Source organism: Halomarina ordinaria, from assembly GCF_030553305.1.
In the GTDB taxonomy this organism is placed as follows: Archaea; Halobacteriota; Halobacteria; order Halobacteriales; family Haloarculaceae; genus Halomarina; species Halomarina ordinaria.
This window is the reverse complement of sequence record NZ_JARRAH010000001.1, coordinates 626,060-640,768: the sequence shown is the minus strand read 5'-3', so window position 1 is coordinate 640,768 and position 14,709 is coordinate 626,060. Positions and strand designations below refer to the sequence as shown.

Here is a 14,709-nt window from a genome sequence, read left to right as displayed (position 1 = left end):
CTCGGGACACATCGGCCGAAAAAGGAAGTCGGTCGCGCGGGCGTTCAGAGCTGGACCGAGGTCTGGCTCTGACTGCCGCTCTGGGACTGCGACTGCTGGTTGTTGGAACCGGACTGGGTGGCGTCCTGCTCCTGCTCGCTCTCCTGGTCCTGCTCCTGCTCGTTGTCGTCACCGTACTGCGTGGCTTCCTGGTCCTGCTCAGCGTCCTGCTCCTGGTCCTGCTCGTTGTCCTCGCCGTCCTGCTCAGCGTCCTGCTCCTGTTCGTTTTCCTGTTCCTGCTCCTGTTCGCTATCGTCGGCGGACTGGTACGCTTCCTGGTCCTGTTCGTTTTCCTGTTCCTGCTCCTGTTCGTTGTCCTCGCCGTCCTGCTCAGCGTCTTGCTCTTGCTCGTTCTCCTGTTCCTGCTCCTGCTCGTTATCGTCGTTGTACTGGTAGGCCTCCTGGTCCTGTTCGTTCTCCTGCTCTTGCTCCTGTTCGTTATCCTCGCCGTCCTGCTCGGCGTCCTGGTCCTGTTCGTTCTCCTGTTCCTGCTCCTGCTCGTTGTCCTCGCCGTACTGCTCCGCGTACTGGTCCTGCTCGTTCTCCTGGTCCTGCTCCTGCTCGTTGAAGATGCCTTCCTGGTACGCGTACTGGTCCTGTTCGCTGTCCTGCTCTTGCTCCTGTTCGTTGTCCTCACCGACCTGAGCGGCCCACTGCGACTGGTCGCTCTCCTGGTCCTGCTCCTGGTCGTTGAAGATGCCGTACAGGGTGGCGTACTGTTTCTGTTCCGCCTCCTGGTCCTGTTCCTGCTCGTTGTCCTCGCCGAGCTGACCGGCGGCCTGCGCCTGGTCACCCTGTTGGTCCGCGCTCTGCGAGTTGAACCAGCCGAAGAGAGACGTGCTGGAGTCCTGATACCGTTCTTGCGTCTGTTCTTGCTCGTTGTCGTCAGCCGTGACCATACCCGCCGCGCCCGTCAACGCGAGGGAGACGACGACGAGTACCGCCAGTAGTTTTCGGGATGTACTTCCAAACATTGTGGTTCCATCGACGCTAACGACGTCGACACCGTCAGCAACCACTTATCATCTATTTGTTATTCACCGACCAGACGTGGGATATAGAATCCGTATACCCCCGTAATTCGGCCGATGATCCGACCGAGCGGTGCTGTCGCCTCAGACGGGGGAACAATACCGAACTGACGAATATATTACCACACGTCGTGTTCGACGGGGTGACGGTCCCGTGAGGAAGCCCTCCCGCTTGGACTCGTTCGCCCCTCGGGAAACGGGAAGTAAGGGAGCGGAATCGGTCGCCGTAACGCGCTCAGTCGAGACGCGAGACCGACAGGTTCGGCGGACGCTCTCCGACGTGATTTCACGGGGTCGTGACCACTGTTTCGTCGAGAGGCAAACTAGTCGGCGTAAAATATAATTACACCACTATTTACGCCGGACTATTCGAGCGCTTGTCAGGACACTGCCGATTCGACGACTGCCCGGGGGGTTCGGTCGGCGTGAAGGAGTGAGGTGACTCGACGGGCAGGTCCAGATGTGTCTCCCTACACGGCCCGTCAGGCGCCCTGTTCGAGCGACTCGTAGCGCGACTCGAAGCGGTCGGCACACGACGAACAGCAGAAGTGGTACGTCTCCCCGCCGAGAGTCTCCGTGACGCCCTCGCTGGTGACGGTGTTGTCGCACTCGGCGCACGACGGCGCGAACTCCGCCGCGCCGACCCCCGGCGACCACGACTGAGAGGTCAGCAGGCGGACGTCGATGTCGCCGACGGCGTCGAAGGGGACGGTGTCCTCGAGGAACCCCCTGACGTCGCCGTCGGGGGCCCGGACGGTGAACACCAGTCGTCCCTCGGCCGTGGTGAAGACGTGTTCGACCGGTTCGGCGCCGGTCAGCGAGGCACGCGTCGCCTCGACCGCGTTCTGGGTGACGTCGAGTTCGACGAGGACGGCGACGCCGTCGCGCAACCGCGACCGGTCGAGGTCCGCGGTGATGCGCCTGATGATGCCGAAGTCGCGCAGTCGCTGGATACGGTCGGAGACCGCCGGCGGCGACAGTCCCACCTCCTCGGCGATGTCGCTGTACGGGCGTCGGCCGTCCTCGACCAGGAGCCGAAGGATAGTACGGTCGGTGTCGTCGATGTCGGCCATAGCGGTGGGATGGCGCCTTCGATTGAAAGACCTACCGCGAAGTGAGTTTAGAAACGAATGTCTCGCTCGTGTAAAATTACGCGACACCCGAGTCGACGCGCTCACTCCTCGCGGGGCGTCCGGGCCATCGCGTAGAACTCGTCGTTTGGACGCATGTCCGCCATCGTCGCCAGCCGGTTCGAGAGGTTGTAGTAGGCGGTGACGCTCCCGATGTCCCAGATGGCCTCGTCGGAGAAGCCGTGGTCGCGCAGGCGGTCGAGGTCCGCCTCCTCGACCGTTCCGGGCTCCTCGGTCATCTTCACCGCGAAGTCGAGCATCGCGCGGTGGGCCGCAGAGAGGTCGGCCGAGCGGTGGTTCGCCGCGAGCTGGTCCGCCAGTTTCGGCGCCTCGGCGTAGATGCGCAACAGCGCTCCGTGGGCGACGATACAGTAGAGGCAGTCGTTGACGCCGCTGACGGTCACGACGATCATCTCGATCTCCTCGCGAGCGAGGTCGGTGTCCTCGACGAGCGCGTCGTGGTACGCGAAGAAGGCGCGGAAGTGACTGGGTTTGTAGGCGAACGCGCTGAAGACGTTCGGCGTGAACCCGGCACGGTCGGTCTCCTCCTCGATGCGCTCTCTGACGTCCGTCGGCAGGTCCCCGAGGTCGGGGACGGGGAAGTTCCCCATGGCTGGCATGGCGTGACACCTCACGGTGTGAGCACAAAGTCGTTACGTGTACCGGTTGAGCAGGAAGAGGACGGCGTATCCCAGCAGTCCCGCGACGAAGATGGCGACGGGGATGAGGAACGGTCCGAAGGCGTCGACCAGCCCCCCGAGTGGCCCGAGCATACCGCCGACTACGGGGCGACGCCGCATAAAGAACCAGTACGTTCATCGCCGACGACGGGCATCGGTCGGTATGCACCGGACCGGCCACCTCGGGTTCTCCGCGCTGGTGTACGCCCCCGTCGGCCTCGCGCTCGCGGGCGAGTCACCCGCGCTAGCGATTCTGGGCTACGTCGGCGTCCTCTCGCTCGCCTCGCTCCCCGACGTCGACCTCCGCCTGCCGCTGGTGCGCCACCGCGGCGTCACCCACACCCTCCCGTTCGCGTTCGGCGTCGGCCTCGCGCTCTGGGCCGCCGGCCGTACGCTGGCGGGACCGCTCGGTCTCCCCCCGGAGACGCTCGGCACCTTCGGCGCGTTCGTCGGCGTCTTCGGGGTCTGTGCCCACCTCCTCGCCGACACCGTCACGCCGATGGGCGTCCCGTGGCTCTGGCCGCTGTCGGGGCGTCGCTACTCGCTCTCGCTCGTCCGGGCCGACGACACGCTGGCCAACTACGGGCTGTTCGCCCTCGGTGCGCTGGCGACGGCGGCGGCCGCGGCGCTCGCCGTCGTCTGAAAAGATGGCTCGGACCGACCGCTCAGTTGTCGTCGAGGTGGCCCTGCTCCTCGAGTTGCTGGAGCACGTCGTCGACGAACGCGTCGGCGCTCTCGTACGGGAAGTTCCCGCCGCCGAGCTTCGTGTTGAGCTCCATGGCGGTCATGGAGAAGTCCCCGGACTCGAACTTCGTCGAGGGGCCGTTCGGGAGCGCCGGGACGAGGTCCATCGGGCTGTTGATGGGGTAGTCGGCACCGCCGAAGGCGTCTTTCATCTGCGTGCGGAGTTCTTCTTTGTCTGCCATGTGACACCGGGCATTGGCATGACGCACACAAAAAACCGTATGGAACTCTGAGTCGACCGTTCGGAGTTCATCCCGTGAACGGGGGCGTCCGGTCCCGCCGTCAGCGCTGGCGCCGGTAGCTCCGGTAGGACATCGACGCGCCCTCGACGATGACCGTCTCGAGGTCGACGGCGGTCGGGTCCGGTTCTGGCGCCTCGTCGAGGTCCGCGTCCTCGAACGCGTCGAAGCGGTACGGCGAGTTCCTGTTCCTCATAGTCGCTGGTGGGGCGCCCGAGTACTTAAACCTATGTCAGACGGTACCATCCAGCACCTGCTCGACGTCGGAGAGGTCGTCGAGGACGTAGTCGGGGCGCGGCGAGAGGGCTCCGAGGTCCGACTCGCGGGTACTCCCCGAGAGGACGAGCGCGGTGGTCATCCCGGCGCGCTCGCCGAACGCGACGTCGGTGTCGGGGCGGTCACCGACGACGAAACACTCGGACGGGGCGTGGTCGATGCGCGCGAGCGCGAGGTCGAGCGTCTCCAGCGAGGGCTTGCCGAAGACGTGGTCCGGTTCGCGGCGGGCGACGCCGCCGACCGCCCGGGTGATGGCGCCCGACCCGGGGAAGTCCCGGCCGTCGGCGTCCGGGTAGGTGAGGTCGGGGTCGGTGCCGACGAACGTCTCGGCCTCGCGCAGCGCCCACAGCCCCGCCGTGAGGTCGTCGTAGTCGAACCCGAAGTCGTGGGAGGTGACGACCACGTCCGCGCGCTCGGGGTCCTCGGTCATGTGAAGGTCGCGCTCGCGGAACTGTGCGCGCAGGCCGTCGCTCCCGATGACGAACACCCGGTCCTCGGCGTGGTTCTCGGCGAGGTACGTCGCCGTCACTGCCCCCGCCGAGAGGATTCGGTCGGGTGCGACGTCGAGGCCGAGGGCCGCGAGCCGGTCGGCGTACGCCGCCGGCGAGCGCGTCGGGTTGTTCGTGACGAAGAGTACGTCGAGACCGCGCTCGCGCAGGGTGTCGAGGCCGTCGAGCGCGCCGGGGACGAGTTCGCCCCCGCGATAGACCGTCCCGTCGAGGTCGACGAGGGCGCCGCGATAGTCCATACCGACACCTCGCTCGTCGGAGGCTTAAGGTCCCTCTCTCACGGTCGCCGGCCGGACCGTCCTCCTGTTCGGCCGGTGACCCCGACCCGTCCGCGTGACCGACCGCTCACGACTGCGTACGGATGCGGGGGAGTCCCCCCGCGTCGAGAGAGAACCGCTGGTCGCGCTACAGGCCGCGGAGGCCGCCCGGCGTCGGGAAGTCGAGTGTGTCGTCGTCTTCCGCCTGTGCGGCGTCGGACTCCGCTTCGTGGTCGGTTTCGGGCATGACAGACAGATATGACGACCGGACGTAATTAAACGTTTGTCGCGTTGGGACTAGTTTCCAAAGGGGAGCTCTGCCCTGTATAAGGTTCTTCTAGGATTCTCCTGTAACGAGCGCGGAACCGAACCGGGTGTCTCGCTCCGAGAACGCCTTACGGTGGCGCTTCAGGCAATCCCGGGTGGTCGACGGCGCGACACCCCGGTATCCTAGCCACCGCGCTCTTTACCCGCTCGCCGATAGTGGGCGTGCGGTCTCCTTCCGACCGCTTCCCGCCGACGCTTCTCCACTGGAGGGTAGTCGGTCGACGAGGATTTTCATGCCCGAGTACAGTGACGGGAGAGACGTGTCCGTAACGCGTTCCGGCGAGAACGTCGGGGAGGAGTCGCGTTCGTCGCCGGTCTCGTCGTCGTCCTCGCGACGTTCCTCCACGCCCTCCTCGTCGAGAGGGCAGTCCTGCTGTGGTTCGCTCTCGCCCACGTGGCTCGTGGCCTCTAGCTGGTCAGACGGCTCGTAATCGCTGTCGAGACCATCGCCGAGCGAGGGGAGGGACTCAGGCTTCGAGGACGGGGTCGTCGTGTTCGCGGAGTTCGGCGTGAATCTTCTTGATGAGCAGGTCGACCGCCGAGCGGTTCAGCCCCTCGGGGATGATGACGTCGGCGTGTTTCTTCGTCGGTTCGATGAACTGCTCGTGCATGGGTTTCACCGTCGAGAGGTACTGGTCCATCACGCCCTCCAGTCCGCGCCCGCGCTCGATGACGTCGCGCTGGATGCGTCGGAGGATGCGCACGTCGGCGTCCGTCTGGACGTAGACGCAGAGGTCCATCAGGTCGCGGACGCGTTCCTCGTACAGCGAGAGGATGCCCTCGACGACGACGACCGGCGTCGGCTCGACCGTCACCGTCTCCTCGCGCCGGTTGTGGGCGCTGAAGTCGTACTGCGGCATCTCGACGGTCTCGCCGCGCAGGAGGGCGGCGAGGTGGTCGGCCAGCAGGTCCCACTCGAACGCCGAAGGGTGGTCGTAGTTGACCTCCTGGCGCTCCTCGAACGGGAGGTGCGAGAGGTCGCGGTAGTAGTTGTCGAGCGGGATGCGAGTGACCGGTTCGCCCACCGACTCCTTCACCTCGCGCGCGACGGCCGTCTTGCCCGCGCCCGTCCCTCCCGCGATGCCGATAACGAACGAGGGTCGCGTCATCTACCCCACACTCCGGACGGGCACGCTTGAATCTACGGAATCGTCCCGGCTGCCCCACTCGTTATACTCCCGTCGGCCGACCCCCTTCCATGGCCGCCCCGAAGACCGCGATTCAGCTCTACACGCTCCGCGAGCTCGACGAGCCGCTCCCGACCCTCCTCGACCGCGTCGCCGACGCCGGATACGACGGCGTCGAGTTCGCCACCCCGGTCGCGGATATCGGCGAGGAGACCGCCGCGACGCTCGACCGCACGGGGCTGGAGGTGGTCGGCGCGCACGTCGACTGCGAGGCGCTCGAAGCCGACCCCGTCGCGCTGGCCGAACGGTGGAGCGAACTCGACTGTTCGCGGCTCGTCGTCCCGTGGCTCGACCCGGCGTCGTTCGCGACGCGAACCGAGACCTACCGGACCGCGGTTCGGCTCTCGGACCTCGCCGCCGACCTCCGGGGAACCGACGCGGACCTGCTCTATCACAACCACACGGGCGAGTTCGCCGACGTCGGGGCCGCGAGCGCGTTCTCGCTTCTCGTCCCCGCGACGGCCGGCGTGGACTTCGAACTCGACCTCGGGTGGGCCGCGGCGGCCGGCTACGACCCCGCGACCGTCGTCCGTCGGTTCGGTTCGCGGGTCCCCCTGCTGCACGTCACCGACGTCGATGGCGACGGGAACTGCGCGGAACTCCGCACCGGGCGCGTCGACCTCCCCGCCTGCGTCGAGGCGGCCCGAGACGCGGGCTGTGAGTGGTTCGTCTACGAGTACGACGACCCGGAGGACCCCCTCGACTCGCTCGCGCACGGCGCGCAGGAACTCGACCGGTTGCTCGCCGGCGAGTAGCCACGATTCACCGGACCGGAACCGGTATCCGGGTCGTCCGCGCACGCCACGCCATGGACCCCGATTCACCTCCGCTGGCGCCGGAGGCCCTCTACGACGTTACACAGGTCACGGACCTCGCCGTCTCGCCCGGCGGCGAGCGCGTCGCGTTCCTCGCCCGGGAGTGCGACCCCGACGCCGACGAGCGACGTACCTCCCTGCTGGTCGTCCCGACCGACGGGAGCGAGGACCCGCACCGCCTCACGCGTGCCTCCGACGCGAGCGCCCCGAAGTGGTCGCCCGACGGCACGAAACTCGCCTTCCTCGCGGTCCGCGAGCGCGACGCCGAGCGTCGCATCGGCTCGGACGACGGCGGACTAATCACAGAGAGCATAGACGGCAATGATGGCCAAGACAACATAGAGGGAACAGACGGCGAAGACAGCGGTGACGACGAGGATGGTGACGATGGCGAAGACGAGACGCAGGTCTGGGCGTTCGACCTCTCGCGTGGCGGCGACGCGAGACAGTTGACGGACCGCCCGCACGGCGTCGCCGACTACGACTGGTCGCCCGACGGGGAGCGTCTCGTCGTCGCCGCGCGCGACCCCACGGACGACCAGCGCGAGGCCCTGGAGCGCCGCGAGGCGGGCGGCCCCATCGAGGTCGACCGCCTCCAGCACAAGGCCGACGGCGCGGGGTGGCTCGACGACGTCCGGACCTACCTGTTCGTCGTCGACCCCGACGCAGGGAAGGAACGACGCCTCGACGCGACCGGGTTCGAACCGGGCGCGGGCGAGATGCAGTCGGGACGTCAGCCGCGCTGGGGGGGCGACGACCGCATCGCGTTCCTGGCCTACGAGAGCGAGCGCCCCGACGACACCTACGAGCGCGACGTCTACCTCGTCGACCCGGCCGGCGGCGACCCGACGCGGCTCACCGACGGCGGGTGGGCCTTCGCCGGCCTTACGTGGAACCCGAGCGGGACGCACCTCGCGGTCCGCGCTGGCGACCCCGAGAACCCGTACCGGCCGGACGAGTTGCAGGTCCTCGACGCGTCGGGCGAGCGCCGGTCGCTCGCCGCCGGCCTCGACCGGACGCTCGGCTGGGACGACCCGGCGTGGCTCGACGACCGGTCGCTCCTCGCGACGCTCGCCGACGAGGGGTGGACGCGGCTCGCTCGCGCCGACCGCGAGGGCACGCTGGAACGCACCTATCGGGCGCAGTCGCGCGACGAGTCGGTGACGAAGTTCGACGCCGGCGACGGGACCGTCGTCGTCGCGCGCTCGCACGCCGCGGCGGGGACCGACCTCCACGCGCTGGCGGCCGACGCGCTTGACGACGACCCCGACCCGACGCGACTCACGGCGCTCAACACGTGCTTCTTCGAGGGGCGGGCGGGCCACCGCGCCCGCCGCGTCGCGTTCGACAGCGGCGACCAGCGCGTCGAGGGCATCGCTCTCTATCCCACCGACTTCGACCCCGACGCGCCCGACCCCAGACCGCTGCTCCTCGATATCCACGGCGGGCCGATGGCCTACGACCAGCCGGGGTGGGACTTCGACGCCGCCTTCTGGACGAGTCGCGGCTACGTCGTCTTCCGCGTCAACTACCGTGGGAGCACCTCCTACGGGCGGGCCTTCTCCGAGGCGCTGCGGGGGCGCTGGAACACGCTCGAGGTCGACGACCTGCTCGCCGGGACCGACCACCTCGTCGAAGAAGGCTGGGCCGACCCCGACCGGCTGTTCGTCACGGGCTTCTCGCAGGGCGGTATCAACACGGCGTACGTCCTCACGCGGACGGACCGCTTCGCGGCGGGCGCGGCCGAGCACGGCATCTACGACCTCGCCTCCTCGTTCGGCACCGACGACTGTCACAACTGGCTGGAGTCGGACTTCGGCCTCCCGTGGGAGAACCCCGGGGGCTACCGCGAGGCCTCCTCGCTGCCCGACGTCGACGCCATCGAGACGCCGCTCCTCCTCACCGCCGGGGAGGAGGACTGGCGCTGCCCGCCGACGCAGTCCGAACAGCTCTACGTCAGCCTCCGGAAGCGCGGCGTCCCCGCGAAACTCGTCGTCTACCAGGGCGAACACCACGCCATCGAGGACCCCGAGCGCGCCGTCCACCGTCTGCGGACGCTGGCCGACTGGTTCGAGACGCACGACCCGGCGACCGAGACGGGTGACCGGACCGCGGCGTGAGACGGGGAAACCTGCCCACGCCGGAACCCTGATACCGGGGCACTCCGAGGCCGAGGCATGGACGCACGCATCGCCCGGTCGTCCGTCGCCGGCCGGGTCCGGGCCCCGCCCTCGAAGAGCTACACCCACCGCGCCATCCTCGCCGCCGGCTACGCCGACGGCGCGCGCGTCGAACACCCGCTCGTGAGCGCCGACACGCGCGCGACGATGCGCGCCGTCGAGGCCTACGGCGGGCGCGTCGACCGCGACCGCGCCGAGGAGTACCTCGACGTCGAGGGGTTCGACGGCCGGCCGGACACCCCCGACGACGTCATCGACTGCGCCAACAGCGGGACGACCATGCGTCTGGTGACGGCGACGGGGGCGCTCGCCCCCGGACTGACCGTCCTCACGGGCGACGACTCGCTCCGCTCGCGCCCGCAGGGGCCGCTGCTCGACGCCGTTCGGCAACTGGGCGGACGGGCCGAGAGCACCCGCGACAACGGCCAGGCGCCGCTCGTCGTCGGCGACTCGACCGGTGGCGGAGGCGTCTCCATCCCCGGCGACGTCTCCTCGCAGTACGTCACCGCCCTCCTGATGGCCGGGGCGGTCACCGAGGAGGGTATCGACGTCGACCTGGAGACCGAACTGAAGTCGGCCCCCTACGTCGACATCACCCTCGAAGTGCTGGAGGCGTTCGGCGTCGAGGCCGAGCGCACGGGGCGTGGATTCGCCGTCCCCGGCGGGCAGTCCTACCGCGCCGAGCGCTACGCCGTCCCCGGCGACTTCTCCTCCATCTCCTACCTGCTCGCGGCGGGTGCGCTCGCGGCCGACGAGGGGCGCTCCGTCGTCGTCGAGGGGGCCCAGCCGAGCGCGCAGGGTGACGCCGCCATCGTCGACGTGCTCCGGCGGATGGGCGCGACCGTCGAGTGGGACCGCGACGCGGGCGAACTCACCGTCACGCGCGCCGCGCTCTCCGGCGTCGAGGTGGACGTCGGCGACACGCCCGACCTGCTGCCCACGCTCGCGACGCTCGGCGCGGCCGCCGGGGGCGACACCCGCATCGTCAACTGCGAGCACGTCCGCTACAAGGAGACCGACCGGGTGGCCGCGATGGCGACCGAACTGGAGAAACTGGGCGCCGCGGTGACCGAACGCGAGGACGAACTCGTCGTCCACGGGGACGACTCCGACCTCCGGGGCGCGCGCGTCGAGGGCTACCACGACCACCGCATCGTCATGGCGCTGTCGGTCGCGGGGCTCGTCGCCGACGGCGAGACGACGGTCGAGGGGGCCGAACACGTCGACGTCTCCTTCCCGGACTTCTTCGACGCGCTCGCCGGCCTCGGCGCGGACGTCCACCGCGTCGACTGACCCATCCCAAGTTCTTCGTCCCGGGGACGCCACCTCGGACCATGTTCCGCCACGACGTCGCCGCCGACCTCCGCTCGCGCGGGGCGGACGAGCGCACGGTCCTCCCCGCCTACGGGGACTACTGCTTCGCGAACGTCCCCGACACCGTGCTGTCGCTCGTCGGCGGGGACGTCCGCCGTCCGCTCCCCGACGACGTCTTCTCGGGCGTCGAGACGGCCGCACGCCACGTCGTCGTCCTGCTGGTCGACGGGTTCGGCTACCGCCAGTGGCGCCGCGAGCACGCCGACCACCAGTTCTTCGCGCGGATGAGCGAGCGCGGGACGGTCACCCCGCTCACGAGCGTCTACCCCTCCGAGACGGCCGCCGCGATGTCGACGATGCACACCGGCCGTCAACCTGCCGAGCACGGCCTACTGGGGTGGTTCGGCTACGTGGAGGCGTTCGACGCCGTCCTCCGGACGCTCCCGTTCACGACGCTCGACGGGACGCCCGCGCCCGAGGCGCACCCCGGTATCGACGCCTCGCACCTGCTCGACGGCGAGACGGTCTACGAGCGCGCCGCACCCGGGGTGGACTGTCGCCTCCTGCAACCGCGGGGAATCGGCGCGTCGGCGTACTCGGCGCGGGCCAACCGGGGCGCGGAGAACGCGCCCTACGACGACGTCGAGGGGATGGCCCGCGCGCTCCGACGGGTACTCAAAGGGGCGACCGACCCCACCTACCTCCTCGCGTACGTCCCCGACCTCGACACGGTCGCCCACGAGGCGGGCACCCGCTCGGACGCCTATCGCGCGACGCTTTCGGACCTCTCGGCCGCGCTAGAGCGCGAACTCGACCGTCTCGACCGCGAGACGACGCGGGAGACGCTGCTGGTCGTGACGGCGGACCACGGCCACGTCGACACCGACCCCGACCGGAACGTCGACCTCGACGGGTTCGCACTCGACGCGCACCTCCGGCGCCGCCCCGACGGGACGCCCCTGCAGGCGCTCGGCGGGCCACGGAACGTGCAGCTACACCTCGGGGACGGCCACCACGAGGCGGCGCGCGAGGCGCTCTCCTCGCTCGACGCGACGCTGTTGGACCGCGAGGCGTGGCGGGCGCGGGACCTCTTCGGCGACCGGGTTCCGACAGAGCGCTTCGAGCGTCGCGCCCCCGACCTGCTCGCGGTGCCACACGACCTGGGCGTCTGGTACCCCGGCGCGCAACTGCGGTTCGTCGGGATGCACGGCGGCCTCCACCCCGACGAGATGCTCGTCCCGTTCGCCGCGGGCCGCCTCGACGACCTCTACCCCTGACGGGAACGGTTTTGCGTCGTCCCCGAGAACGGCGCGGTATGACGACACCACCCGCGCCGTTCGTCTTCGACTACGACCCCGGGGCCATCCACTTCGGGCGCGACTGCGTCGCCGGCCTCGGTGAAGCGCTCGCCGACCGCGGTGCGGAACGCGCGCTCGTCGTCGCCGGACGCACCGTCGGCACGACCGAGGCCGTCGTCGGCCCCGTCCGGGAGGGCCTCGGCGACCGACTCGCCGGCGTCTTCGCGGAGACGACGCCCGAGAAACGCATCGAGACGGCCGTCGAGGGGGTCGCCGCGATGCGCGAGCACGAGGCCGACGCGCTCGTCGCGCTGGGGGGCGGGAGCAGCCTCGACGTGGCGACGGCCATCCGCGTCCTCGCGGTGACGGGGCAGTCGCTCGACGCCATCCGCGAGACGGGCCGGGTCGACCTCCCGGCCGAGAGCGCTCCCCTGCCGCCGCTGTTCGCGGTCCCGACGACGCTCGCGGGCGCCGACCTCTCGCCCATCGCGGGCGTGAGCCTCCCGACCGAGGAGGGGCGAACGAGCGGCGGGCTCGGACGGAGCGACCTGCTCCCGGAGGGGCTGTTCTACGACCCCGCGCTCTTCGAGACGACGCCCCGGTCCGTCCTCGCCGGCTCCGCGATGAACGGCTTCGACAAGGGCCTCGAAGCGGTCCTCTCGCGGCACTCGACCCCGCTGACCGACGGGACGGCGAGTCGCGGCCTCTCGTTGCTCGCCGACGCCCTCCCGCGCATGGACGAGTCGGCGGCGGCGATGGACGCGGCGGTCGCGGGCGTCGTCTGCTGTCAGTACGGCGTCTCCGTCATCGACGGGATGAAACTCGGCGTCGTCCACGCCTACGGTCACGGGCTCCGGCGGCGGGCGGGCGTCCAGCAGGGCCTCGCGCACGCCGTGATGGTCCCGCACGTCCTCCGCGACGTCTTCGCGACGGTCGACGGTCGGCGCGACCTGCTGGCGACGGCGTTCGGCGTCGACGACGCCGAGGGGGTCGTCAGCGAGGTCGAACGGGTCCGCGACGGCCTCGACCTGCCGTCGCGCCTGCGCGACCTCGACGGCGTCGAGCGCGACGCGCTGGACGACGTCGCCCGACTCACCCGCGAGGACGCGCTGTTCGAGAACGGGCCCGAGGGGTACGGACCGTCGCGCGCGGCCGTCCGCGAGACGCTCGACGACGCCTGGTAGGGGCGGTCGGCGCGACTGGTAAACCCTTTAGCCGAAACCGCGCAATTCGGGGTATGGAGAGTCTCAACCGGATGGCGCTCGACCTCGTCGACGAGGCGCTCGACTTCGCCGACGAACTCGCCATCGAGGCGTTCGAACTCGACAACGGCGCGCGCGTCATCGACTTCGGCGTCGAGGCGCTCGGCGGCATCGAGGCCGGCCTGCTGCTCGCGGAGATACAGAGCGCCGGCCTCGCGACGGTCGCCAGTTCGATGGACGACGTGGCGGGCGCGCCGCGTCCGGTCGTCGACTTCTCGACCGACCACCCGGCGCTCGCGCTGCTCTGCGCGCAGAAGGCCGGCTGGGAACTCACGGTCGACGGCTACGAGGCGCTCGGGAGCGGCCCCGCCCGCGCGCTCGTCGCCGAGGAGGAGGAGTACCGACAACTGGGCTACGCCGACGCCTTCGAGTTCGCCGTCCTCTCGGTCGAGTCCGACGTCCTCCCGGACGAGGCCGTCGCGGAGCACGTCGCCGAGCGCTGCGACGTCTCCCCCGAGAGCGTCGTCCTGCCGACGTACCCGACGGCGAGCATCGTGGGAAGCGTGACGACCGCCGCGCGGGCGGCCGAACTCGCCGTCTGGCGCTGTTTCGAACTCGGATTCGACCCGCTCGACCTGCTCACCGCGACGGCCAGGTCCCCCGTCGCCCCCGTCGCCGCCGATGAGGAGGCGGCCATCGCCCGCACGAACGACGCGCTCGCCTACGGCGCGCAGGTCCACCTCACCGCCGAGAGCGACTTCGACGCGTTCGACGAGGTGCCGTCGAGCGCACGCGAGGAGTACGGCACGCCGTTCGCCCAGGTGTTCGACGACGTCGACTGGGACTTCTACGAGGTACCCGAGAGCGTCTTCGCGCCCGCACAGGTGACCGTCGACGTCGTCGGCGGCCCCACCCGCTCGCTCGGCCGGACGGACGAGGACCTCCTCGCGTCGAGTTTCGGACTGTGAAGTTCAAGGTCGTCCCCGAGCCGCGCCCGCTGTCGTTCGTCCGGGAGGCCGCCCGGACGCTCCCGCTCGTCCCCGGCACCGAGGACGACTGCTGTGCACGGCTGATGGCCGACGCCGGCCTCCCGTCCCGCGACGCCGCTCGCGAGTGGCTCACGTTCCTGCGGGCGCTCGGCCTCCTCGCCGAGTCCGACGGGAAGTTCTACCAGACCCGCGCCGACCTCACGGACGAGGACCTGGCGCGGGCGTTCCGCGAGCGAATCCACGGGGCGTCGACCGTCCTCGACGCGCTGGCGACGTCAAAGGAACCGCTCACCCCGGCGGCGGCCTACGGGCGCGTCCGAGAGACGATACCGCGCTGGGAACGCAGCCGCCGCACCGACTGGGAGCGCGTCTGGCGCGAGCGCGTCGAACGGATTCTCGAGTGGGCCGTCGTCCTCGACCTCGCGACGCGGGTCGAGGCGGCGGACGAAGGGGAGGACGAGGCGCCGCGCTACCGGGCGGCCGAGTAGTCCC

16 protein-coding genes are annotated in these 14,709 nt (G+C 69.9%); 8 read left to right on the top strand and 8 right to left on the bottom strand.

Translation table 11 applies throughout. From position 1 onward, the window contains the following. Positions 1-44: 44 nt before the first annotated feature. From P1Y20_RS03425 to P1Y20_RS03415, 3 genes are all read right to left on the bottom strand, one after another. Positions 45-938, bottom strand: a complete 894-nt coding sequence (locus tag P1Y20_RS03425) for a hypothetical protein (RefSeq protein ID WP_304447254.1) — start codon at positions 936-938, stop codon at positions 45-47. 614 nt (positions 939-1,552) lie between these two features. Beyond that, a complete protein-coding gene (locus P1Y20_RS03420; RefSeq protein ID WP_304447253.1) occupies positions 1,553-2,143 on the bottom strand; it encodes an AsnC family transcriptional regulator in 591 nt (196 codons plus the stop codon). Positions 2,144-2,244: 101 nt separating this feature from the next. After that, complete coding sequence (locus tag P1Y20_RS03415; RefSeq protein ID WP_304447252.1) at positions 2,245-2,820, bottom strand: peroxidase-related enzyme; 576 nt, start codon at positions 2,818-2,820, stop codon at positions 2,245-2,247. Between the two features lie 223 nt (positions 2,821-3,043). Between P1Y20_RS03415 and P1Y20_RS03410 the strand changes: the two genes are divergently transcribed. Continuing rightward, positions 3,044-3,523, top strand: a complete 480-nt coding sequence (locus tag P1Y20_RS03410) for a metal-dependent hydrolase (RefSeq protein WP_304447251.1) — start codon at positions 3,044-3,046, stop codon at positions 3,521-3,523. A gap of 22 nt (positions 3,524-3,545) precedes the next feature. Here the strand turns inward: P1Y20_RS03410 and P1Y20_RS03405 are convergent, their stop codons facing one another. From P1Y20_RS03405 to udk, 5 genes are all read right to left on the bottom strand, one after another. Continuing rightward, positions 3,546-3,806, bottom strand: coding sequence for an MTH865 family protein (locus P1Y20_RS03405; protein ID WP_304447250.1), 261 nt, complete (start codon positions 3,804-3,806; stop codon positions 3,546-3,548). A gap of 100 nt (positions 3,807-3,906) precedes the next feature. Beyond that, positions 3,907-4,059 (bottom strand): hypothetical protein, encoded by a 153-nt coding sequence (locus P1Y20_RS03400; RefSeq protein WP_304447249.1) that lies wholly within the window; start codon positions 4,057-4,059, stop codon positions 3,907-3,909. A gap of 36 nt (positions 4,060-4,095) precedes the next feature. Further along, positions 4,096-4,887 carry an HAD-IIA family hydrolase gene (locus P1Y20_RS03395; protein ID WP_304447248.1) on the bottom strand — a complete coding sequence of 264 codons (792 nt, stop codon included), beginning with the start codon at positions 4,885-4,887 and terminating at the stop codon, positions 4,096-4,098. A 484-nt stretch (positions 4,888-5,371) separates the two neighbouring features. Next, positions 5,372-5,626 (bottom strand): hypothetical protein, encoded by a 255-nt coding sequence (locus P1Y20_RS03390; RefSeq protein WP_304447247.1) that lies wholly within the window; start codon positions 5,624-5,626, stop codon positions 5,372-5,374. Between the two features lie 73 nt (positions 5,627-5,699). Continuing rightward, on the bottom strand, positions 5,700-6,341 hold the full coding sequence (gene udk / locus P1Y20_RS03385; RefSeq protein WP_304447246.1) for a uridine kinase: 642 nt from the start codon (positions 6,339-6,341) through the stop codon (positions 5,700-5,702). 89 nt (positions 6,342-6,430) lie between these two features. Here udk and P1Y20_RS03380 point away from each other — a divergent pair, with 89 nt between their 5' ends. The 7 genes from P1Y20_RS03380 to P1Y20_RS03350 are packed head-to-tail and all read left to right on the top strand — an operon-like array spanning position 6,431 to position 14,705. Continuing rightward, complete coding sequence (locus P1Y20_RS03380) at positions 6,431-7,174, top strand: sugar phosphate isomerase/epimerase family protein (protein WP_304447245.1); 744 nt, start codon at positions 6,431-6,433, stop codon at positions 7,172-7,174. Between the two features lie 53 nt (positions 7,175-7,227). Next, a complete protein-coding gene (locus P1Y20_RS03375) occupies positions 7,228-9,354 on the top strand; it encodes a S9 family peptidase (RefSeq protein WP_304447244.1) in 2,127 nt (708 codons plus the stop codon). A 57-nt stretch (positions 9,355-9,411) separates the two neighbouring features. Further along, a complete protein-coding gene (gene aroA / locus P1Y20_RS03370) occupies positions 9,412-10,707 on the top strand; it encodes a 3-phosphoshikimate 1-carboxyvinyltransferase (RefSeq protein WP_304447243.1) in 1,296 nt (431 codons plus the stop codon). 41 nt (positions 10,708-10,748) lie between these two features. After that, positions 10,749-12,005 (top strand): alkaline phosphatase family protein, encoded by a 1,257-nt coding sequence (locus P1Y20_RS03365; RefSeq protein ID WP_304447242.1) that lies wholly within the window; start codon positions 10,749-10,751, stop codon positions 12,003-12,005. A 38-nt stretch (positions 12,006-12,043) separates the two neighbouring features. Beyond that, the gene (locus P1Y20_RS03360; protein ID WP_304447241.1) at positions 12,044-13,210 is read left to right on the top strand and encodes an iron-containing alcohol dehydrogenase family protein; all 1,167 of its coding nucleotides are present in this window, start codon (positions 12,044-12,046) and stop codon (positions 13,208-13,210) included. A 53-nt stretch (positions 13,211-13,263) separates the two neighbouring features. Further along, a complete protein-coding gene (gene mch / locus P1Y20_RS03355) occupies positions 13,264-14,196 on the top strand; it encodes a methenyltetrahydromethanopterin cyclohydrolase (protein ID WP_304447240.1) in 933 nt (310 codons plus the stop codon). Next, positions 14,193-14,705, top strand: coding sequence for a double winged helix-containing putative transcriptional regulator (locus tag P1Y20_RS03350; protein ID WP_304447239.1), 513 nt, complete (start codon positions 14,193-14,195; stop codon positions 14,703-14,705). The genes mch and P1Y20_RS03350 overlap by 4 nt, the downstream gene beginning before the upstream one ends. Positions 14,706-14,709: the final 4 nt, after the last annotated feature.

Bases quoted from the DNA above. Each gene is read 5' to 3' on its own strand.
- P1Y20_RS03425 (WP_304447254.1), bottom strand. From the start codon at position 938: ATGGTCACGGCTGACGACAACGAGCAAGAACAGACGCAAGAACGGTAT.
- P1Y20_RS03420 (WP_304447253.1), bottom strand. From the start codon at position 2,143: ATGGCCGACATCGACGACACCGACCGTACTATCCTTCGGCTCCTGGTC.
- P1Y20_RS03415 (WP_304447252.1), bottom strand. From the start codon at position 2,820: ATGCCAGCCATGGGGAACTTCCCCGTCCCCGACCTCGGGGACCTGCCG.
- P1Y20_RS03410 (WP_304447251.1), top strand. From the start codon at position 3,044: ATGCACCGGACCGGCCACCTCGGGTTCTCCGCGCTGGTGTACGCCCCC.
- P1Y20_RS03405 (WP_304447250.1), bottom strand. From the start codon at position 3,806: ATGGCAGACAAAGAAGAACTCCGCACGCAGATGAAAGACGCCTTCGGC.
- P1Y20_RS03400 (WP_304447249.1), bottom strand. From the start codon at position 4,059: ATGAGGAACAGGAACTCGCCGTACCGCTTCGACGCGTTCGAGGACGCG.
- P1Y20_RS03395 (WP_304447248.1), bottom strand. From the start codon at position 4,887: ATGGACTATCGCGGCGCCCTCGTCGACCTCGACGGGACGGTCTATCGC.
- udk (WP_304447246.1), bottom strand. From the start codon at position 6,341: ATGACGCGACCCTCGTTCGTTATCGGCATCGCGGGAGGGACGGGCGCG.
- P1Y20_RS03380 (WP_304447245.1), top strand. From the start codon at position 6,431: ATGGCCGCCCCGAAGACCGCGATTCAGCTCTACACGCTCCGCGAGCTC.
- P1Y20_RS03375 (WP_304447244.1), top strand. From the start codon at position 7,228: ATGGACCCCGATTCACCTCCGCTGGCGCCGGAGGCCCTCTACGACGTT.
- aroA (WP_304447243.1), top strand. From the start codon at position 9,412: ATGGACGCACGCATCGCCCGGTCGTCCGTCGCCGGCCGGGTCCGGGCC.
- P1Y20_RS03365 (WP_304447242.1), top strand. From the start codon at position 10,749: ATGTTCCGCCACGACGTCGCCGCCGACCTCCGCTCGCGCGGGGCGGAC.
- P1Y20_RS03360 (WP_304447241.1), top strand. From the start codon at position 12,044: ATGACGACACCACCCGCGCCGTTCGTCTTCGACTACGACCCCGGGGCC.
- mch (WP_304447240.1), top strand. From the start codon at position 13,264: ATGGAGAGTCTCAACCGGATGGCGCTCGACCTCGTCGACGAGGCGCTC.